Source organism: Pseudomonas sp. UBA6562 (genome assembly GCF_002434265.1).
Classification (GTDB): Bacteria; Pseudomonadota; Gammaproteobacteria; order Pseudomonadales; family Pseudomonadaceae; genus Aquipseudomonas.
In genome coordinates, this window is record NZ_DJJS01000004.1 from 502,315 (window position 1) to 524,323 (window position 22,009).

At 62.2% G+C, this 22,009-nt stretch carries 13 protein-coding genes and 1 pseudogene; 9 read left to right on the forward strand and 5 right to left on the reverse strand.

Going from position 1 to position 22,009, the window contains the following annotated elements:
- Positions 1–2: 2 nt before the first annotated feature.
- The 5 genes from B4M43_RS06530 to B4M43_RS06550 all read right to left on the reverse strand — a co-directional run bounded on the left by B4M43_RS06530 (position 3) and on the right by B4M43_RS06550 (position 9,924).
- Positions 3–2,558: a CDP-glycerol glycerophosphotransferase family protein gene (locus B4M43_RS06530; RefSeq protein ID WP_296265265.1), complete on the reverse strand. Its 2,556-nt coding sequence runs from the start codon at positions 2,556–2,558 to the stop codon at positions 3–5.
- Positions 2,548–5,040: a glycosyltransferase family 2 protein gene (locus B4M43_RS06535; RefSeq protein ID WP_296265267.1), complete on the reverse strand. Its 2,493-nt coding sequence runs from the start codon at positions 5,038–5,040 to the stop codon at positions 2,548–2,550. Before B4M43_RS06535 ends, B4M43_RS06530 begins: the two co-directional genes overlap by 11 nt.
- The gene (locus tag B4M43_RS06540; protein ID WP_296265269.1) at positions 5,040–7,493 is read right to left on the reverse strand and encodes a glycosyltransferase family 2 protein; all 2,454 of its coding nucleotides are present in this window, start codon (positions 7,491–7,493) and stop codon (positions 5,040–5,042) included. Before B4M43_RS06540 ends, B4M43_RS06535 begins: the two co-directional genes overlap by 1 nt.
- 149 nt (positions 7,494–7,642) lie before the next feature.
- Entirely contained in the window at positions 7,643–9,088 is a 1,446-nt protein-coding gene (locus B4M43_RS06545) for a DUF4214 domain-containing protein (RefSeq protein WP_296265271.1), read from the reverse strand.
- Between the two features lie 17 nt (positions 9,089–9,105).
- On the reverse strand, positions 9,106–9,924 hold the full coding sequence (locus tag B4M43_RS06550; RefSeq protein ID WP_296265273.1) for a hypothetical protein: 819 nt from the start codon (positions 9,922–9,924) through the stop codon (positions 9,106–9,108).
- Between the two features lie 643 nt (positions 9,925–10,567).
- Here B4M43_RS06550 and B4M43_RS06555 point away from each other — a divergent pair.
- From B4M43_RS06555 to B4M43_RS06595, 9 genes and pseudogenes are all read left to right on the forward strand, one after another.
- Positions 10,568–12,307, forward strand: a pseudogene (locus B4M43_RS06555) (type I secretion system permease/ATPase); the annotation flags it as partial.
- Between the two features lie 199 nt (positions 12,308–12,506).
- Positions 12,507–13,832, forward strand: coding sequence for an HlyD family type I secretion periplasmic adaptor subunit (locus B4M43_RS06560; protein WP_296265276.1), 1,326 nt, complete (start codon positions 12,507–12,509; stop codon positions 13,830–13,832).
- Positions 13,829–15,244, forward strand: a complete 1,416-nt coding sequence (locus B4M43_RS06565) for a TolC family outer membrane protein (protein ID WP_296265278.1) — start codon at positions 13,829–13,831, stop codon at positions 15,242–15,244. The genes B4M43_RS06560 and B4M43_RS06565 overlap by 4 nt, the downstream gene beginning before the upstream one ends.
- 476 nt (positions 15,245–15,720) lie before the next feature.
- Positions 15,721–16,752, forward strand: coding sequence for a GDP-mannose 4,6-dehydratase (gmd, locus tag B4M43_RS06570; protein WP_296265280.1), 1,032 nt, complete (start codon positions 15,721–15,723; stop codon positions 16,750–16,752).
- Positions 16,752–17,648, forward strand: coding sequence for a GDP-mannose 4,6-dehydratase (locus B4M43_RS06575; protein ID WP_296265282.1), 897 nt, complete (start codon positions 16,752–16,754; stop codon positions 17,646–17,648). Before gmd ends, B4M43_RS06575 begins: the two co-directional genes overlap by 1 nt.
- The gene (locus tag B4M43_RS06580; RefSeq protein ID WP_296265284.1) at positions 17,648–18,793 is read left to right on the forward strand and encodes a glycosyltransferase family 4 protein; all 1,146 of its coding nucleotides are present in this window, start codon (positions 17,648–17,650) and stop codon (positions 18,791–18,793) included. Before B4M43_RS06575 ends, B4M43_RS06580 begins: the two co-directional genes overlap by 1 nt.
- Positions 18,790–19,911 (forward strand): glycosyltransferase family 4 protein, encoded by a 1,122-nt coding sequence (locus B4M43_RS06585; protein WP_296265287.1) that lies wholly within the window; start codon positions 18,790–18,792, stop codon positions 19,909–19,911. The genes B4M43_RS06580 and B4M43_RS06585 overlap by 4 nt, the downstream gene beginning before the upstream one ends.
- Positions 19,908–20,897: a UDP-glucose 4-epimerase family protein gene (locus B4M43_RS06590; protein WP_296265289.1), complete on the forward strand. Its 990-nt coding sequence runs from the start codon at positions 19,908–19,910 to the stop codon at positions 20,895–20,897. Before B4M43_RS06585 ends, B4M43_RS06590 begins: the two co-directional genes overlap by 4 nt.
- Positions 20,894–21,904, forward strand: a complete 1,011-nt coding sequence (locus B4M43_RS06595) for an MraY family glycosyltransferase (RefSeq protein WP_296265290.1) — start codon at positions 20,894–20,896, stop codon at positions 21,902–21,904. Before B4M43_RS06590 ends, B4M43_RS06595 begins: the two co-directional genes overlap by 4 nt.
- The last annotated feature ends 105 nt before the right edge of the window (positions 21,905–22,009 follow it).

Genomic DNA, 22,009 nt, shown 5'->3' on the forward strand with positions numbered 1-22,009 from the left:
CCTTAATCTATTAGTTTTTTGATGTGTTGTACGAGTCTTGCTGAGCTCTGATCGTCAGTGTAAGTATGGAATATTTTCTTTTTCCACAAGTAACATGTCTGTTCCTGTTGCGAGCCGTTGGTATGAGTTACAAGGGCAGCGTTAAACTGCTCAAATGTATAACAAACGGCCCCCGGGAACACATGCTCCAGCTCATAAAACAGCCCACGCTCAACACCCGCGTAGTATTCGTAGTCGTAAGCGAAGCTCACCATCGGCTTGCCCGTCAGCATGAAGTCGATGAAGCAGCTCGAATAATCCGTGATCAACAAGCGCGCGGACCGGTATAGGACCTCGACGTTCCGGTAATGTTCATCGCTCAGGTCCAGGGCGCCCAACGCTTGCAACTGTTCGGCGTAGGAGCCCGTCCGGTCGGCCATGTGCTCTCTGACGCCCAGCACCAGGTTGTGCGCTGCCAGCCACTGCCGCAGCTGTGCAAGCTCCGTGTCTTTGAATTGATAACAGGCATTGCCTTGTCCGTTGCGGAACGTCGGCATGAACAACACCAGCCCACGGCCGGCCAGTTCAGTCTCAAGTTGCCGGCTCTCAGCTTGCAAATCGTTCGGCAACCGCTCGAATGCGCGCAGAATGAAATCGTTGCGCGGCAGCCCGGTCAGCCATATGTCGTTGTAGGTCAATGGATAGAAGGCCGTCGCCATGGCCAGCGTGTCGATGCTCGAAGAACTGATCACCGCCCGGCAGCGCGCATGTTCTTCGGCGATGGCATCACGTTTGGTTTGCTGGTCTAGGGAGGCATAACCAATGCGTTTGAGCGGTATGCCGTGCCACAGGTTGATCAAGTCGTGCAGGTCGCTCGACAACGGATAGACCAGGTTGCGCGTGGGCGTGTGTTTAATGAAGAGGATTTTAGCGCGCAAGAGATGGTATTGGCCTTCGGGGCTCTCCAACGGAACGACAATGACGTTGCGGCCCTCCAGCGTTACCGGTTTGCCCCGCGTGAGGACGATCTTGCGAATGCTGTCGTCGTCTTTGATTTCCTCGAACACCGCCCGCTCGTTGCCGGAGAACACGCCGGAGAAGGCGCACACCGGAAAGGCCCACCAATGGTCGTATTTGGGTACACGATGATCGGCTTCGATGAACTCGGCGTCCGTCAGCAGCGCCTCGGGGACCTGTTCGTCGTCGGCGAGCCTGGACGTGCCGATATACAGATTGTGTTCGAGCACCTCCGGGTCGGTGATCCGTACCAGGTTGCGTTCCATGGCCTCGACATTGGCCTTGGGCGCACAGGCCAGGATCTTGTCTTTCCACCGGTACAGCTTGGGCACTTGGTAGTGATTCGCTGTCAGCAGGTAACGCTTGAAGAGGGGGAAACCCGCTTCCAGCAGTTTGAAGTGCTGATTGCTGTAGATGGGGTGGAAGGGGTACAGGCTTGGTATGAACGTGTCGAAGACGAAACCGCGTGTGATCAGGTAGCGGGTCAGACCAACCTCGTATTTGAGGATGACGTTCTGCTTGTTGGGTTGCCGGCTCACCGCAGCCAGTTGCCTGCGGAACCCTGGGTCGGCGACTACGGGGCGGCGATAGGCCACGAAGTACGAGCCGATCAGGAAGTCGTAGGTGTCGTCTTCTTCGAACCGATCGAGCAGGGAGGCCCGTACCGTGTCCATCGGGATGGGATGCTTGAACTGGTTGCTGGGTATGGCCTTGGTCTTGGCGATGCCCTTCGTCGCTTGCAATCCCCACCAGTCGCAGCGGCGCGCGTCCATACGCTCGAATACGGCGTCGAAGTCGGTGACCAGATAGCAGCTGTCGTTGGCCAGCAGCAGCTCGTCGTATCGGTCGAGGGTGTCCCACCCGACCAACGACGTGGCCAGCAGAGAGTAGGAGCCGAAGTCATAGCATTGATGACGATTGGCCCACGCGCCTTTGACGATACCGGCCAGCTTGTCCAGCTCGCCTTCCTGCATCGCGCAGTCGGCGAGATAGAAGACATCGGCATGGGCACTGAGCGCACGCAGGTATTCGACGACGTACTCGTCGACCACACCGTCAGGGTCATACCCTGCGAACAGGCAGATGCGCTTGATCGGCCGCTCGAGGTGGGTGGCGGCCTGTGCGCTCGAGGCGAAAGACCCCTGCGGGCGTGGCAAGGCGCCTGCCGCTCGGCCGAGGTGCAAGAAGTGCGCCAGCGGGTTGACTGCCTCGCTGGCCGGATCCAGGTACGTCGACCAGTACCACCATACATCGAACGCCGCGCAAGGTTTGCGCAGTTCTTTCCAGCCACTCTCACAGAAATGGTACAGGGCGTTCATGTCGCATTGGGCGACATCGGGATTGTTCGTGAGGTAGTAGTGGGTGTCGAAGTAGGCATTCGGATTACGGTTTTCCCGCGCACCGTGCCGCGCGAAATGCACCAGCGGGTCGATGCCGCTTGCGGCGACGTCCGGGTACTGCTCGAGGTAGTAGGCCGCATCGAAAGTACCTGAACGCCACAGGGTCGCGATGACCAGGTCCGACCCCGCTTCGGGTGGCGGTGGCGGGAGCTTAACCGACATGTGCCGTCTCCCGATCCCGTGCCGCGTGGCCAACCTGGGTCGGCGCAGTACGCCAGTCGAGTGCATTGCCGGCAGCCGGCTGCGCGTCTTCGTCGCAGACTTTGCCGCCACCGTAGCGTACGTCGCTCGTACGCGGCGGCAAGGCCAGCCCACCATAGGGGCCGCTGAGGTAATCGTGGCTGAGGGCAGGGTGGTAGAAGGGGTCCTGCTCGCCTTTGGAGAACCAGCGCTCTGTGAAGTGCTTCTGTTCCCGTTGGGCTCTGGCGCGTTTTTCCGGTGCGATGTCCTTGCCTCGGCTGGCCGACTCGGCATGGATGAGCTGTGCGTTCGCACACCACACGATCTTCAAGCCGAGTTCACGCACGCGCATGCAGAAGTCGACATCGTTGAAGGCGACCGGATAGCGCACTTCGTCCAGGCCACCCAAGGTCTGGAAGACCGAGGCATGGACCAATAGGCACGCGGCCGTCACGGCCGTTTGCTGCCGGGTCAGTTGATTGGTCGCCAGGTAGCCGGCGTCGTGTTCCGCCAATTGATTGCCGGCATGTGCGGCCAGGCCGTTGATGCCCACCACCACACCGCCATGCTGCACCATGCGGTTGGGCCACAGCAGTTTGGCGCCCACGGCGCCTACACCGGGCCGCAACAGTTGGCTGACCATTTCCTTCAACCAGCCGGCGTCGAGGATCTCGATGTCGTTGTTGACCAGCCCGATGATCTGGCCGGTCGCGTGTTGCACGGCCGCATTGTTGATTTCGGAATAGTTGAACGGGTACGGATGTGGGACCACCTTGACGCCCCGGTCGGGCAGCTCGGCAAGGTAGGCGAGGGTTTCCGGCACCACCGACAGGTTGTCCATCACGATGATTTCGAGATCGGGGTAGTCGGTCTGGCTCAGCAGCCCTTCGATACAGGTGCGCAGCAGGACAAGCTGATCCTTGGTCGGGATAACCAGGCTGACTTTGGGTAGTGGGGTCGGCAAGGGCCAGACAACGCGCAACAGGCTTGGGTAAGCAGGGAGTGGCGTTACCTGGGCACCCGGCGCGAGCGTCTCGCACAGCCAACGGACCGCTTCCAGCCGGCGCGGGCAAGGTGCCTCGAGTTCGGGGCTGCTGGCGCTGTCTGCATGGCGGTGGTAGAGCACCTGGGGGAGATGTGCCACGTGGGCCTGCGTTTGCTCGGTGGCCACGACCACGGCCGACATCAGCAGGTGCCAATCGAACGCATGGTGTCCCGCGTTGTGCAACCGCTCTACGGCGCGGGCGATCGTATCCTTGTGGAAGACCGAGCCGCGCGTGAAGGTGTCTGCGCCAAGGAAGGCATCAAGGTCCCAGATCGGCTTGAACCAAGGATGGCCCCTTTCTCCACTGGGCAGATCCTGGTCGCAATCGGCATAACCCCAGGCGGCGCCCTCGGCCAACAGCAGACGCAGTTGCGCCAGGGCATCGGCCCTCAGGCGATCGCCGGCCCACAGCGGCACGATGCAGGTACAGCCTCCGCGCAGCAGTGCCAGCAGCGCCGGGGCGAGATCGTTCGCTTGCGTTTTGACAAGATGCAGCGGGCTTTCGCCAGAGGCGTTCAGGCTAGCCAGGGTAGGCGCTTCGAGCGCGCAATCACTTCCCACGATCAGCAGGACACCAACTTCACTAGCCGCCGGCGCCTGCGTTGCGCTCGGGCGCTGGAAGGCATCGGCCCAGGCGGGATACAGGTGCCAACCCGCACTTTTGGGCAGGCGCAGGCTCTGCTCCTTCGCCACCGCCTCGATCAGGCCGAACAGTGGCTCGTCATGCCGTGCGGCCAATTGCTTGACCAGGCCTTCGATCCCTTCGGGGGCGCAGCACAGTGTGATGGGGCTGCCGGCCAGGGGCTCGCCCGAGTCGCTCTCGATGCTCAACGTATGGGGTTTGCCGTCGGCGAAGGACCAGGGCAAATCCACCACGAAACCATGGTCGCTGCTCTCTCGGTAGGCCAAGGCCTGGCTGTGCTGGTCGCACACCACCTGCATCACCTGACGATCACCTTCGCGGACGCGAATCGTCACGCGCCGCTGAGGTGCCTGCGGGTCCCATGCCCAGCCACCGATACGCAGGCCGCCGGTGTGCCAGACCTGCGAAGCGATCAGCTCAGGCTCTTGGCCGAACGGCGCGGGCAGTGCGATGGCGCCTGCCAGCGAGAGGGGCTCGTTCGCGATCTTGACGCTGATATGGCGCGCCTGGTTCAGCCAGCTACGACGCAACTGCACGGCGAACCCGTTGAACTGATCGCCTTGCGTCGCTTTGGTCTCGAACAGGTCGGCACGCGCGATGGCCACGCTGGCGCCGTCGATATGGATCTCGACGATTAGACGCTGGCCAGGGTCCAGTGTATCCAGAGCCCATCCTTGCAGGACGTCGCCGTACAGTCCGGTGATCTGACCCGTGAATCGGGTCGCGGGAAGCGAAGCGGTGTCCGCTGGGGATTCGTCCAGGACGTGTCGTGACATCAGGCCGGCTCGGTAATGGAAAAGGGATGGAAAGGGAGCAGGGCGGCAGCATTGCCCTGTGCCGTGAACGGTGCATGCAAAGGAAGGTCCAGGTCTCGGGCCAGTGCCGCGGCACGCCATCCCGATACGGGGCAGGCCTGCAGGCTGACGACGGCGCCGCAGCCCGACATCGCGGCGTTTTCCGCCATCGACAGTACGGCCAGGTCCGGCAAGGTATGCACCGCGCCCGTGGCGAGCAGGCGCTTGCTCCAGGGCTGTGTGGCTTCGATCAGAAAGAGGGCCGGCGACCGTTCTCGGGTGATCCGCTGGGCAAGCGCCAGCCATTGCATCGCTAGAGGCTCGTCACTCAAGTCGTCGCCGATCAACCAGGTGTTGGTCTGCATGCTGTCGTCGAGGGGGGCAGGTGCCGACACGGCGGCCAGCACCAGTTGGGTGGCGGGCAGTGCCGCCGCATGACGGACCAGAGATGCGTCCGAGGGCACTTCGATGCGCTGCGCCAAGGCGGCGAATCGAAGGCTGAGCTCGCTGGCGTTCGCGACGAGCAAGGCATCGTCGTGGCAACGGATGCCATACGGTAGGCCCAGCTGGGTCGGCAAGTCGTAAGCGGACGAAGGCGCGTTTTTCAGCCCTTCGAACACCAGGTCGCTCAGCGGCAGACCGCGCAGATCTTCAATCAGATGCGCCCATTCGCTCGGCGCATAGTCCAGGCTGATCTCCAGCGGCAGCAGTTGTGCATGGAGCGTGACCCAGTTGCGCAGCCCGTCGCGGTGCCAGGTCAGGCTGAAGGGCGTTTGCGGGCGGCTGCCGTCGTGCAGGTGCAAGGGTGAGCGGACCTGCTTCGACAGGTCCTGGTGCCGCGCCAGCCAATGGGACAGTCGTGCACGTTGCAGCGTCTGTCGGGCAGGTTTGATCGGATCGCGTCGGCAGAAGGCCTCGTAGCGGGCCTCGGCATCGGGGTAGCGCTGGCGAAGAATGGCGTTGTTGTAGGCCACGCGCAGGTTCTTCTCTTCGCCGAACGACACTCCGCCTTGGTGCGCGACGAACACGTTCGGAGCGCCCAGGTGTTTCCAGCCAAAACTGCGGGCACGAAGGCACCAGTCGGTTTCTTCGCCATAACCGCGCAACAGCTCGATCTCGTCCAGATAGCCGACCTGGGCGATGGCTTCGCGTTTGATGTACAGACAGAAACCACAGCCCGTCTCGATTTCGACAGGCGGCGCCGGGTTGCGCTTGGCGAGCGTGTCGAGCTCGGCATGCTGGGCGGCTGACGGCATCGGCTGGCTGATGCGGCTTCGCGGAAAGCTCATCAGTTCACCGTTGTTGGTGAAGGGGGTGACCGAGGCGGCGCGTGGTTCGCTGTACGCCACCTGACGCAACCGGTCGATCCAATCCCCATGTACCCGGGTGTCGGCGTTCAGCCAGATCACGTCCTTGTCCAGGCCCATCGCCATGGCGCGGTTCATGCTGCGGATGAAACCCAGGTTGGTCGGGTTCTGCACCAGGGTGATCTTGCTCTTGCCTGCCAGCACTTTCAGCGCCTTGCGCAGCGCGGGAAGGGGAGTGGCGTCTTCGATCACCACAAGGCGGTGCGGCGTGCGATTGAGCCGACGAGCCTCGATGGCGCTGTTGATGCATGCAAGCGTCTCTTCCAGGCCGTTGTAGACCGGAATGAGCACGTCCACGGCTGTGTGCTTGGCGAGGTGCGCGAGCGGTGTAGGGGGCGTCCAAGTCGGCATGGCCTGGATGGGGCTGCCTTGCAAGGGCTGGCCTGTCTTGAAGCGGGCGCCTACCACCGCGCCGGCCTTGGGCAGCTTGGCACGGATGCCCCCATGGCTGGACGTGATACCGGCAGCCGTGAGCAGCGTATTGGGGCGGCTGGCCGGCACATCGACCACTTGCCCGTTGAGTTCGAACTGTACGACGCAGGCTTCACCTGGGTTTTTCAAGTCGATTGCCCAGCCTTGGATTTCCTGGGCACTCGGCGCGTAACGAACGACACCCACAGGGCCTGGATGATGCGTCTTTGCCGCCAACAGCCTGAGCACGAGGCTCAGCTCTTGCGGCGAGGTGATCTCCGGCAATTGGGCAAGAATGAGGCGCTCGATCTGCTCCGGCGTGTCCGCCTGGCTGCGCGCATGCCACAGTATCTGCCGCAGACCGGCGTCATTGGGCTGTTTCTGCCAGGCGGCGGCCAGATAGCGAGTGGCGAGTTGCGGTTGCGCCTGCTCCAGTAGGCAGCGGCCTAGAAGCGCATGCAGGTCAGCTCGCTTTGGCAGGGCGTTGACGGCGTTGCTGAAAAAAATGAATGCGAGCTTGGGATGCTTCGGCAGTGCCTCGATGCCTTTCCAGATAAGCGCTTCCGGACGGTATTCGGGAACGTGCAAGGCTTGATCGAGCGCTGAAGCGGCGCTGGCGTGCTCATGTGCCTGGCGATGCCGATGAAAAATGTCCATGAGCGTTTCTCGCCCACGGTCGAGTTGTCTGGACATAAGCTGGCGTATTCAGGGGAGATAAATAAAAAGAGGGGCAACTCGAAAGTCGCCCCTTTTCGCATACGTCCCGGCCTTACGGCCGGGCGTATCCTTCACTACGACAGTGCTAGTTACACGTTACCGTGCAGAACTACCACGTTGTCGATGTGATCAGCAGCTTCTTGCGAACCGACGATGCCGATGGCGACGTCAGCTTGCGAAACGCCGGCAGCCAGAGCTTCGGTCCAAGCAGCCTTGCCACCTTCGTCGGCAGTACGGCCCAGGGCCGACTGGTACAGGGAGTCGACGAAGTCGCCATTGGCTTTGTCCAGAGCTTCGGACGAACCAACGATGCTCTTCGCGACGTCTGCACGGCTCACGCCGTTGTACAGAGCCGATACCCAGTTCTGCAGACCGCCTTCTTCGGCTTCGCGACCCAGTACGTTGGTGTACAGGCTCGAAACGAATTCGCCGTTGGAAGCGTCCAGCTCTTGAGCTTCGGCCGAAACGGAGATGCTAGCGGCAACGTCTGCCAGCGAGCCGCCGTTCTGCAGCACTTCTTGCCATACTTGCGAACCGCCTGCGTCAGCGTCGCGACCCAACAGAGCTTGGTACAGCTCGTTGACGTCAGCAGTGTTGACCACATCGCTGAACTCGGACGATTTCAGGAAGGTGTTGGCGATGTCGCTCAGCGAAGTGCCAGCGTTGACAGCCTCAACGAAGGTTTTCGCGCCGCCAGCATCGGCGTCACGGCCCAACACGCCTTGGTACAGGCGCAGCGCAGCAGCTTCAGCGTCGCTGTGAGCCAGTGCGATGGTGTCCAGGGTGCCGTCTTCGTTGTTGAAGGTCAGGAACTCAGCGTTGCTGATTGCGGCAGTTTGGTTGCCGGTCAGGTTGACGTTGAAGCTGTTGCCAGCGGTCACGGTGTAGTCGGAGCTCGAACCGTCCAGTTGAACGATGTCGAAGCCTGCGCCAGTGTCAACGACGTCAGCGTGGTTGCTACCGCTCAGGATGACGGTGTCATTGCCCGAACCGGTGGTCACGTTGTTGTTGCCCAGGCCAGCGATAACGGTGTTGTTGCCGTTGCCGGTGGTGATGGTGTCGTTGCCGTCACCCGAATCGATCAGGGTGTTTTGGTCGCCTTTGACGTTGATGATGTCGTCACCGTTACCGGTGGCAACTACCAGGTCGACAGCGGAAGCGTCGACTGCAACGCGAGCTTCGGCAGCAGCGAAGGTCTGAACGTCGCCAGCAGCGGCTTGACCTTGCAGGTTGACGACCAGGTTGGCATCGCTCTGCAGCACGTAAGCGCTGACGCCAGCGTTTTCGGCAGCTGCCAGGTCGACGACGACTTGGTCACCTTTAGCGCCTTCGACTTCGCCGAGAACGATGTCAGCGGTGCCAGTGGTTGGCAGCTGAACGGTGTTGCCAGTGATGCCGGCGATACCAACGGTGTCGGTGGAATCCAGGTTCAGGAGGCTGTTGATCGCTGCCAGGGTAGAGCTGGACAGGTTGGCGCTGTCGGCGGACAGGCTGGTTTGCAGATCGCTGCTCGATTGTGGGCTATCGTATTGCATGTGTAATTCCTGTTACATCAAGCCGATTGGCTTGCACTACTGAGGGTCTGCTCGGTTGCAGAGTTGTCCCACGGAGACTTATAGCGGGCAGCGTTCATCTTCGTAACGGGTTTGATACAGATATGCAGCGCTACCAAAGGTTCCATTCCGGTAGGGCCATGCATAACCTGGTTGGGCACGATCAGTTGCGGCGCATGGCCGCTGAACACGATGTGGCCCAGTAATTCGTAGAAATGGCGGTTCGGGCCGACCAGGCTGAAGCCTGCGGCCACCAGGCCTAGGGCCTGGTTGCGCATGCCGGTGTAGACACCGGTCGCCACGTTCGGTCTGGGGCCGGAGCCGGCGGTCGTCGAGGTATAGACCAGATCGACGCCCTCGGGCTTGTTCGACCAGTCCACGCAGAAGCCTTCGAGCAGCCGCGTATCGTCGTGCTGGCCTATCCAGCCTTTACTCGACACCACATCGCCCGCGCCTTGGACATAGGCGGTGAGCGTGAGGGCAGCCGGCGCGTGGTCGGATTCGATGGCGGTGGCGGGAACGGCAGTGGCTATGACGGCGAAGCTACGCATGATGGCAGGCGAGGTGTCGATACGGTCGATGCGCAAATCGATAGGTTCGATGGTGGCATCGAACATATGGTATTCGGTGATCAGAACGGTGGTAGCGCCGCCTTTGACGCGCGCCACGATGGTATCGCCGAGCTTGTGCAGCATGTTCTTGCTGATGCCTTCACCTGGGAAGAAGTCGATCGACCCTTTGCCAAGCGGCGCTTGTTGCAGCGCGATACAGACCGGTTTGTCCTGTGGAGGCTGCGACGCATAACGGAAAATGTACATTCCCGGCTCTAGGAGCGTCACACGAGAGCTGATCTTCAAGCCGTCAAGGGTATGCGAAGGCAATGACATGGCTTTTCAAGCTCCTTTGAACGTAAAGCACATCAGACTGCTGGAGAAGCGGAACCGGATTTCTGCAAAGCATGCAGTCTATATCGGGTTCCCTCCGATGCCGCAGGGTAAGCGATGGACAGATATTGTCAATGAATGTTCATAAAAAAAATTTCTTTATGGGAATAGAACTTACGGTTATTTGAACGGGTCTGTCAGCGATCTGTAACGTGACCTACGTAAAACGGAAATAAACGAACTTTCATGTGAAAAACGCTTAAAATTCAATCCATTAGGTATAGCATCCCGCCTCTGGAGTTGCCGCCGTCAATATTCGAACGCTGATTCTCGAATGTGACGAATTTCACACTCAACGTGAGGGCGCTGCTCTAGACCGCCGCTATCGACGCTGCGAATCGACTTCGTTCGATTCAGGCGCTTGCTAACTGACTGGGTAGGTAATTACTTCATGCAGCTACCGCTTGTCGCTCCTTCCGGTTAAACCTTCCTTTCTCGTCCACCGTCGAGCGCGCCCCTCTTTTCAAGGGGGTGTTACACTGCGCGCCGTTTTTGCCCTCGCGTTAGTACGGATGCCATGAGTCGTATAAAAGAAAATAACTTGCGTGCCGCCCTTCGGGCCTGCAAGAGCAGCTTTCTCTCCGTGGGCTTTTTCAGCCTGTTCGTGAACACGCTGATGCTGGTGCCCACCTTCTTCATGATTCAGGTGTCTGGTCGGGTCGTGCCGTCGAGCAGCGAGTCCACGCTGCTGATGCTGACGCTGATCATGACGGTGCTGATGATCACACTGGGCTCGCTCGAGTGGGTGCGCTCGCGGATCATGGTCCGCATCAGCAACCGTCTGGACGTGTTGCTCAGCCGCGATGTGTACCGTGCCAGCTTCCGGCGCGCCCTCAATAGCGGCGGTGGCGACGCAACCGCCCAATCGCTCAATGACCTGACCTCGCTGCGGCAGTTCTTCACGGGTCCGGGGTTGTTCGCGTTCTTCGATGCGCCCTGGTTCCCCATCTATACCCTGGTGATGTTCCTGTTCCATCCGTGGTTCGGCTGGATGACGCTGGCGTGTGGCTTCATCCTGACGGTGCTGGCGTTCGTTAACCATCGGGTCACGGGCGATGCGCTGGCCGAGGCGAACAAGGAAAGCGTCGTGTCCAACATCGCGACCACCAAGACGCTGCGCAACGCCGAAGTGATCGAGTCGATGGGTATGCTCGACACCCTGATGAACCGTTGGGCCAAGCGCCAGCGCAAAGTGCTCAAGCTGCAATCGGACGCCAGCGACAAGGGCGGCGCCGTGAGTTCGGTGTCCAAGACGTTCCGCATGTGGGCGCAGTCGATCATGCTCGCCATGGGTGGCTATCTGGTGATCACCCACCAGATCAATCCAGGTCTGCTCATGGCCGGCTCGCTGCTGCTGGGTCGTGCGCTGGCCCCCATCGACATGATGATCGGTAGCTGGAAGGGCTTCGTCGCGGCCAAGGTACAGTACGACCGGCTGGACAAAGTCCTCGAAGACCAGAACGCCGAACCCGAGCGCATGAAGCTGCCGGCTCCGGAAGGCCACATCCAGGTAGAAAACCTGGTCTTGGCACCCCCTGGGAGCAAAACGCCGGTGCTGCGCAACATCAGTTTCGTCGCGCCTGCCGGCTCCATCGTCGGCATCATCGGCCCTAGCGCCGCCGGCAAGTCGACGCTAGTGCGTGGCCTTATGGGTATCTGGCCCAGCCAGCATGGCGTGGTACGCCTCGACGGCGCCGACATCAGCGCCTGGGACAAGCATGACCTTGGCCCCTATGTCGGCTACCTGCCGCAGGACATCGAACTGTTCGAAGGCACCATCAGCGAGAACATCGCCCGCTTCGAGAAGGTCGACCCGGAAAAGGTCGTGGAGGCTGCGCAAACGGCCGGTGTGCACGAGATGATCCTCATGCAGCCCGACGGCTACGACACGGTCATCGGCAGCGATGGCGTCAACCTGTCCGGCGGCCAGCGCCAGCGCATCGGCCTGGCCCGGGCGCTATATGGCAAGCCTCGCTTGATCGTGCTCGACGAGCCCAACTCGAACCTCGACGACGTGGGTGAAAAGGCGCTCGGTGTCGCGCTGCAGAAGATCAAGGAAAGTGGGGCGACGGTCTTCATTGTCTCGCACCGTCCGAACATTCTGTCGCGTCTGGACCGTGTGTTGGTAATGTCTGCCGGTACCATCACTATGTACGGCGAGCGTGACAAGGTCATCGCCCAGTTGGCCCAGCAGCAGCAACAGGCGGGCACGCAGCCGCGTATCGCCAAAGGCGCGCCTGGCGCTCCGGCGTCACCTACACCTGGCCCTGCCGCACCAAGCGCTCCGACGACGCCCGCACCTGGTCCCGCTGCACCGGCCGCGCCAGCGGCGCCTGCGCCTGGCGCGACCGCATCGGGCGCCCCGACGCCGCCTACGCCACCCGCCGCGCCCGCCGGGGACACCCCCGTCGCGCCGTCCCCTGCAACCCCGAACGGCGTGTGAAAGGACTTCATCGATGACCAGCAAAGCCATAGCCCAGTTCGACCACAACTTCGATGACATGCCCACATCCGACCGCGGCATCCGCCGCATCGGCCTGACCATCGTCCTGGTGACCTTCGGTATCTTCGGCACCTGGGCCGCGTTCGCGCCCTTGAGCAATGCCGTGCACGGCTCCGGTTTCGTGACCGTGCAGAGCTACCGCAAGACCGTCCAGCACCTGGAAGGCGGCATCGTCAAGGAGCTGCTGGCCCGAGACGGCGACAGCGTCAAGAAAGGCGACCCTGTCATCGTCCTGGACGAGTCCCAGCTCAGCGCCGAGTACGAATCCACACGCAACCAATTGATCGTCGCGCGCTACAAGGAAGCCCGCTTGCGGGCCGAGCGCGATCAGCTCGACACCATTCCGGCCGTCAAGCTTACAGGCACCGATTCCGATCGTGCCCAAGAGGCGCTCGCCGGGGAGCAACAGGTGTTCGTGTCCCGCAAGGCCTCGCGCCTGGGCGAGATTTCGGTGCACCGCGAGCAGATCAGCCAGCTCAAGGCGCAGATCGGCGGCCTGGAAGAGATGATCCGCACCAAGCAGGGCCTCGAGAAGTCCTACAGCGGCGAGATCGTCCAGCTCAAGGACCTGCTGGCCCAGGGCTTCGTCGACAACCAGCGCCTGCTGGAGTCGCAACGCAAGCTCGACATGCTGCGCACGGAGGTGGCCGACCACAAGTCGAACATCGCCAAGACCAAGCTGCAGATCAGCGAAACCGAGCTGCAGATCGTGCAGTTGGACAAGAAATTCAACGCTGACGTGGCCGACGAGCTGGCCCAGGTGCAGGCCCAGGTCTTCGACCTGCAAGAGAAGGAGGCCGCGCTCCAGGACCGACTTTCGCGTGTGGTCATCCGCGCCCCGGAAAGCGGCATGGTGCTGGACATGAAGGTGCACACCGTAGGCGGTGTGGTGCAAGCCGGTACGCCGTTGATGGATATCGTGCCGCTGTCGTCCGATCTGGTCATCGAGGCCAGAGTGGCGCCGGTCGATATCGACCGACTGGAGTTGGGCAAGACGGCCGATATCCGCTTCAGCGCTTTCAACAATGCGACCACGCCGGTCATCGAAGGCAAGCTCACGCGTATTTCGGCCGACCGTTTGACCGATGAGCGTACAGGCGACCCGTACTACCTGGTCCGCGTCAACGTCACCGAAGAAGGCATGAAAAAGCTGGCCAACCGTAAGCTGCAACCGGGCATGCCCGCCGAAGTGCTGATCAATGCAGGCGACCGCACCATGCTCGAGTACCTGCTCAAGCCGGCGCGCAACATGTTCGCCGAATCGATGATCGAGGAATGATTGTGCTGCGTTTGTTACCGGGTGTAGTGCTGAGTCTCGCCATCGCACAGGCCATGGCCGCCGAGCCGGTGGTGCCCAAAGACGTCCCGCCCAAGCCGGTGTCGGCCTCGACCTACGCGCTGGACTTGGGGGCGTTGTACAAGGAGGCGCGACTGGAAGATCCACGTGTGCTGGCGGCCTACCTGCGTGCGCGGTCGGCCTCCGAGCAGCAACGCGCAGCGTTGGGCGGGCTCTTGCCGCAGCTTTCGGCCAACACCAGCGCCAACCGCATCCTGCGCAAGGACGAAGCCTCGCGCGAGATCTACAACAACAAGAGCAATTCTCTGACCCTTACCCAGTACCTGTACAACAAGACGGCCTGGGAAACCTGGCAGAAGACCAAGAGCGTCACGCGCCAGCGCGACGAGCAGGCCGAAGATGCCCACTCCGAGGCTGCCGTCGAACTCGCCAAGCGCTATTTCGTCGCCTTGGCCGCCGACGACGAACTGGAACTGGTCCAGGCCGAGCGCCGCGCCACGCAGAAGAACCTCGACCGCGTGACGTCGATGTTTGAGCAGCAGATGGCCAAGATCACCGACAAGCTCGACCTCCAGGCGCGGGTGGATTTCCTCGCGGCCCAAGAGGTCGAGGCGCGCAATCAGGTGCAGGTGAGCCGCGAGGCGTTGTCCGAACTGGTGGGGCGACCCATCACCGAGCGTTTGAGCCGGGTGCGCAGCGATGTGGCTCTGGAAGCGCCGCCTCGGCCGTTGGAGAACTTCGTGGCCCAGGCGATCGAAACCAACCCGTTGCTCAAGGCGTACCAGTACGGTGCCGATGCAGCCAATGCCGCGGTGCGCGAAGGCAAGGGCGGGCATTACCCGCAGGTGTCGTTGAACCTGAGCGCCCAGCGCAGCGACGTGGGTTACGACAATACCCAGACACCGCGCAGCGACAGCTATGTGGCGAGCGTCGGGATTTCGCTGCCTTTATACAGTGGCGGCTCGACGTCGGCACGGGTGCGTGGCTTGTACGACGACCAGTTGGCAGCCGAGCAGGATCTGGAAGCCGTGCGCCGGCAAGTGGTCAAGGAGACCACCACGTCTTACCTGACCGCTCAGGCGGCGGTCGAGAAGATCCGCGCCAACCGCAATGCGCTGTCCTCGGCACAGCAGTCGAGCATCGCCGCGCAGAAGGCCTTCACCTACGGTGTGGTCAACGCAGTGGATGTGTTGAACAGCGTGCAGAGCGAGTTCAAGGCCCGTCGGGACCTGCTCAAGTCGCAGTACGACTTCATCACCAACCTGTTCATGCTTAACCGCTGGAGCGGGCAGTTGAACCAGGAGAGCGTCGACAGCGTGAACGTCTGGCTCAGCCCGGAACCGGACAAGGGCTTGCCGGGTGGGGATCTGGCCAAGGCCGATACCAAGCGCTGAGCGGGCGGGGCGGGGTGAGGAGTGTCGAGTAGTCAAGGTGGAGAAGCGGCAGGTTCGGCGCTCCGATCAGCTGCGGTGGGGCGCGCAGCGGCCCTTGTTCGAGCGATGGGCTGATGCTGGATCGATGGTGTTATGGCCATCGGGCCGGCTCCGCCGGCCCAGTGCCCAATGCCCAATCCCGGCACCTTATCGGTACCGCTTCAATGCACAGACCTGGCTGATTCGCCTGTCGTAGCCAAACCGGATTTATCCGACATCCGCGAACGAAAAATCCGCTCTGCTGTCCTTACCCCCGGCATGCGCATTCCGCCGAAAGCCGGCTTGTGCAATCCTGTCACATGATCTACGTCGAGCACGATGCTGCGGTAGATGTATACTCCCCACCCACCGTTCACGCCGGCCTGGTTGGCGGCCTCTCGGGCTCGTCCTCGGCATTTGAATGCCCTTTATCGTACTAACGGAGTTGGTTAATTCGCATGAAAGCAATCGTCACTGGGATCACTGGTCAAGACGGCGCCTACCTGGCAGAACTGCTATTGGAAAAGGGCTACACCGTCTATGGCACCTACCGCCGTACCAGCTCCGTCAACTTCTGGCGTATTGAAGAACTGGGCATCCAGAACAATCCCAACCTGCACCTGGTCGAGTACGACCTGACCGACCTGTCCGCCAGCATCCGCCTGCTGCAGACCACCGGCGCCACCGAGGTGTACAACCTGGCCGCGCAGAGCTTCGTCGGCGTGTCGTTCGAACAGCCGCTGACCACCGCCGAAATCACCGGCCTGGGCGCTGTGAACCTGCTCGAAGCCATCCGTATCGTCAACCCGAAGGTGCGCTTCTACCAGGCCTCCACCTCCGAGATGTTCGGCAAGGTCCAGGCCATCCCGCAGATCGAGAGCACCCCGTTCTACCCGCGCAGCCCTTATGGCGTGGCCAAGCTGTACGCGCACTGGATGACCATCAACTACCGCGAGTCGTACGGCATCTTCGCCACCAGCGGCATCCTGTTCAACCACGAGTCGCCGCTGCGTGGCCGTGAGTTCGTGACCCGCAAGATCACCGACACCGTCGCCAAGATCAAGCTGGGCCTGCAGGAAACCCTGGAGCTGGGCAACCTCGACGCCAAGCGCGACTGGGGCTTCGCCAAGGAATACGTCGAAGGCATGTGGCGCATGCTGCAAGCCGAAGAGCCGGACACCTTCGTCCTGGCCACCAACCGTACCGAAACCGTGCGCGACTTCGTCAGCATGGCCTTCAAGGCGGTCGACATCACCCTGAACTGGAAAGGCGAAGCCGAAGCCGAGCAGGGCATCTGCGCCGCTACTGGCAAAGTGCTGGTCTCGATCAATCCCAAGTTCTACCGCCCGACCGAAGTCGACCTGCTGATCGGCAACCCGGCCAAGGCCAAGGAAGTGCTGGGCTGGGAACCGAAGACCTCGCTCGAAGAGCTGTGCCGCATGATGGTCGAAGCCGACCTGCGCCGTAACGAGCAAGGGTTCTCGTTCTGATGACCCAGGCCAGCAAACGCGCACTGATCACCGGTATCCACGGTTTCACCGGCCGCTACATGGCCGCCGAACTCGAAGCCCATGGCTATGAAGTCGTCGGTACGGGCAGCCAGGCCTCCAGCGAGCCGGGTTACGTTCAGGCCGACCTCACCGATGCGGTGGGGCTTCGCGCATTGCTGGCCGACCTGCAGCCCGATGTCGTCGTGCATCTGGCTGCGCTCGCCTTCGTCGGCCATGGTGTGGCCGATGCGTTCTATCAGGTCAACCTGATCGGCACGCGCAACCTCCTCGAGGCCATCGCCGCCTGCGGCAAACGTCCGGACTGCGTGCTGCTCGCCAGCAGCGCCAACGTCTACGGCAACGCTTCCGACGGCATGCTCAGCGAGGCCACGCCACCGGCGCCGGCGAACGACTACGCGGTAAGCAAGCTGGGCATGGAATACATGGCCAGCCTGTGGCAAGACCGCCTGCCCATCGTCATTACACGCCCCTTCAATTACTCGGGGGTCGGGCAGGGCGAGAATTTCCTGTTGTCCAAGATCGTGTCGCACTTCCGCCGTCGGGCGTCGGTGATCGAGTTGGGCAACCTCGATGTATGGCGTGATTTCAGCGACGTGCGCGCGGTCGTGGCGGCCTACCGTGGGTTGCTGGAGGTCGCGCCCATTGGCCAGACGGTCAATGTCAGTTCCGGCGTGGCGCACTCGCTGCGCGATGTCATCGCCCTGTGCGAGCAGATCACTGGGCACAGCATGGAAGTCACTGTGAATCCTGCGTTCGTCCGGGCCAACGAGGTCAAGACGCTGACGGGTGACAACGCCCGGCTGCGCAGCCTGGTACCGGGATGGTCGACGCCGCCTTTGCGGGAGACGTTGGCCTGGATGCTGGATGGGCAATAATGAAGGTCGTGCTCTCCGTCGATCTCGTCCGCTTCCCGCTGACGGGCATTGGCCGCTACACCTACGAATTGGCACGGCACTTGGAAGCCAGCCCGGCCATCGACGAGCTGCGTTACATGGCGGGTCGGCACTTTCTGCCGAGTTTGCCCAATGCGTGCGATGCTTCTGACAGGCAGCACGGGCTCAAGCGCATCGTTCAGAAGATGCCGATCGCCATCGAGGCGTATCGTTGGCTGATGCCGCGCTTGAAAGCCCAGGCGCTCAAGGGGAAAGAGGATTTCCTCTACCATAGCCCCAATTATTACCTGCCGCCGTTCAAGGGGCTGAAGGTCGCCACGTTCCATGACCTGTCGCCGTTCACCTGGTCGCAATGCCATCCGCCGCACGTGGCTCGTTTCCTGCGCAAGGAGTTGAGCCAGACCATCCAGCGCGCTGACCGCCTCATCACCGACTCGGAGTTCACGCGACAGGAATTGGCCGCCTACTTCGATTGGCCCTTGGACCGTATCGATGCCGTGCCGTTGGCCAGCTCGTCTGCGTTCCACCCGCGCGAAGCTGCCGAACTACAGCCGACGCTGGCGCGCCATGGGTTGATGCCTGGTGGCTACAGCTTGTTCGTCGGCACCATCGAGCCGCGCAAGAATATCGAGACGTTGCTCGATGCCTATCAGCGCTTGCCGTCGCACACCAGGGCCCGTTGGCCATTGGTGCTGACTGGTTATCAAGGTTGGCGCAGCGATTCGATCCATCAGCGGCTGGAGTCTGCTCGCAGAGAAGGATGGGCTCACTACCTGGGCTTCGTACCTGGCCATGAGCTGCCGTTACTGTTCGCCGGCGCCCGCCTGTTCACCTTTCCAAGCCTGTACGAGGGGTTCGGCCTGCCCGTATTGGAGGCGATGAGTTCCGGTGTGCCGGTAGTCTGCTCCAATACGTCGTCACTGCCGGAAGTCTCGGGCGACGCGGCATTGATGTGCGACGCCATGGACGTCGAGGCACTGACGGCTTTGATCGCCAAAGGCCTGGAAGACGAAGCCTGGCGCACGGCCGCGATCGTTGCCGGCCTGGCCCATGCGGCCCGCTTCTCCTGGCAGCGTTGTGCCCTCGACACGCTTGATTCCTATCGACGCACGGTGGCCCAGTCATGACCAAGGTGCTGCATTTTTTCAAGACCTATTACCCCGAGACCATGGGTGGCATCGAACAGGTCGTTTTCCAGCTCGCCGAAGGAAGTGTGGCGCGCGGGTTGCAGGCCGAGGTGCTGTCGCTGAGCAAGCGCGGCGCCGCTCGCGGTGAACGCGTTGGCCGCCATGTGGCGCATCGCTCGCGGCTCGACCTGCATGTGGCTTCGACCGGATTCTCGCGTTCGGCCTTCAAGGATTTCGCCGAGCTGGCGAGCCAGGCCGACATCGTGCATTACCACTACCCTTGGCCCTACATGGATGTGGTGCATTTCGTCAGCCGCTTGAAGAAACCGACGGTAGTCAGCTACCACTCCGATATCGTCAAGCAAAAAACCCTGCTCAAACTGTATCAACCGTTGATGAACCGCTTCTTGGGCAGCGTCGACCGCATCGTCGCCTCTTCGCCCAACTATGTGGCCAGCAGCGAGGTGTTGCAGCGTTTCCAGCACAAGGTCGACATCATTCCCTATGGCCTGGACCAGGCAACTTACCCCGTTCCCAGTGAGGCCAAGCGAGCGTACTGGCGTGACCGGCTCGGCGCCCGGTTTTTCCTGTTCGTCGGCGCCTTGCGTTACTACAAAGGCCTCGATTGCCTGATAGAAGCAGCCAAGCAGGCCAATTTGCCGGTGGTCATCGTGGGGCATGGGCACCTGGAACAGACGTTGCGCGCTCAGGCGCAGGCCATTGGCGCCAGCAGCGTCCACTTCGTCGGTGGGTTGGACGATGAAGATAAAGTGGCCTTGCTCGAATCTTGCGAAGCCTTTGTCTTTCCCTCGCACCTGCGTTCCGAATCCTTCGGCATTTCGCTGCTGGAAGCCGCCATGTATGGCAAGCCGATGATCTCGTGCGAAATCGGCAGCGGCACCACGTTCATCAACCTGCATGGCCAGACCGGGCTGGTGACGCCGCCGCGAAACCCTGGCGAGCTGGCCCGCGCCATGCTCGAACTCTGGAGCGACCCGGTGCGCGCAGCCGAAATGGGGCGTCAGGCGCGGCAGCGCTATGAGTCGGTGTTTTCAGCCGAACAGATGGTCGACAGCTATGTGCACTTGTACCAACGCCTGCTCGACGGTCGTCCATGAGCGACTGCGCAGCACCGACCCTTGGCGGCATCCTCGTCACCGGCGCCAACGGCTTCGTCGGCCGTGCTCTGGTGGAGCATTTGTCCGCCTCGCAGCCGCACCCGGTGGTCGCCGCCGTCAGGCGAACCGATGCGGCGTTGCCCTCGCAAGTGTCCAAGCGTACGGCGCCTGATCTAGGTCCAGGCGCAGACTGGTCACCCGTCCTGCAAGGCATCGACTGCGTAATCCATGCCGCAGCACGCGTGCATGTCATGCAAGACACCGCAGCCGACCCGCTCGAGGCGTTCCGCCAGGTCAACACCGCCGGCACCTTGGCGCTGGCCGCCCAGGCCGCGCAGGCCGGTGTCCGGCGCTTCGTCTTCATCAGTTCGATCAAGGTCAACGGCGAGCACACACTGCCTGGCCAGCCGTTCAGCGCCGACCAGGCGCCTCGCCCCAGCGATCCCTATGGCATCTCCAAGCACGAGGCCGAGCAAGGGTTGCTGCGCTTGGCGCAAGAGACCGCCATGGAGGTAGTCATCGTCCGCCCCGTGCTGGTCTATGGCCCAGGCGTCGGGGCGAACGTGGCGAGCATGATGCGTTGGCTGGCCCGCGGTGTGCCCTTGCCACTGGGTGCCATCGACAACCGACGCAGCCTGGTGAGCCTGGCCAACCTAGTGGATTTCGTGGCGCTGTGCGTGGCGCATCCCCAGGCGGCCAACCAGATCTTTCTGGTCAGCGATGGGGAAGACCTGTCCACCACCGACCTGCTGCGGCGGATGTCGCGCGCCTTGGGGCGCCGCCCCTTGTTGCTGCCGGTTCCGGCTGCGTGTTTGGCGTGGGCGGCGCGGCTGCTGGGCAAGGCGGGTGTCGCCCAGCGCTTGCTGGGCTCGTTGCAGGTCGATATCGAAAAGAACGAGCAGCGACTGGGCTGGCAGCCCGCCGTTGCGGTCGATGTGGCGTTGCAGGCCACCGCCCGTCATTTTCTGGAGCATCAACGTCGATGACTTTCGCCTGGCTGCTGATCGCGGTGGCGATCGCTTCATTTCTGCTGACTGCGGTGATCCGTCGCTATGCGCTGGCGCGCAGCCTCATGGACATCCCGAACGCGCGCAGTTCGCACACGGTGCCTACGCCGCGCGGCGGCGGTGTGGCGATCGTGCTGACCTTCCTGCCGGCGCTGCTGGCGCTGTGGCAGCAGGGCTGGGCGACGGGCTCGCAAGTGTTGGCCTTGGGCGGCGCCGGGCTGCTGGTCGCCATCGTCGGGTTCGTCGACGACCACGGCCATATCCCGGCCCGCTGGCGCTTGCTGGGGCACTTCGCGGCGGCGCTCGGGCTGCTGATCGGTCTGGGCGGTGCGCCATCGCTCGCGGTGGCCGGAATTCCAGTACACTCGGCATGGCTATTGTCGCCCCTGCTGGCGGTCTATCTGGTCTGGCTGCTGAACCTGTACAACTTCATGGACGGTATAGACGGCATCGCAGGCCTCGAAGCCTTGTCGGTATGCGCTGCCATATGTGTGGTCTACGCCATGGGGGGGCACATCCAGGCGATGGCTGCACCTTTGCTGCTGGCCGCCGCAGTGTTGGGTTTTCTGGTGTGGAATTTTCCGCCGGCCAAAATCTTCATGGGCGACGCGGGTAGTGGGTTTCTGGGTCTGACCCTGGGCGGGCTGTCGCTGCAAGGCGCCTGGTTGGACGGCCACTACTTCTGGGCATGGGTGATCGTGCTCGGGGTGTTCATCGTCGATGCAACGGTCACGCTGTTGCGCCGCATGCTGGCAGGCGAAAAGGTCTACGAGGCCCATCGCAGCCACGCGTACCAGCACGCGGCCCGGCGTTTCGGCCGGCATCTGCCGGTGACGCTTTGCACCGCGGCCGTGACCCTGTGCTGGCTGCTGCCGATGGCCCTGTGCGTCACCTGGCTTGGCCTCGATGGCGCGCTGGCTACGCTGATCGCCTACGTGCCACTGGTCGCATTGGCACTGAAATTCCGAGCGGGGCGAGCAGAGTAGAGGCACGCCTCGCGTCGTACGCATACGAGTACTGCGGACATTGACAACCACACGCATGCGCTGGCCACGGCCAAGCATGCGACAGCGGAGAAAGCGCGCCTGCGG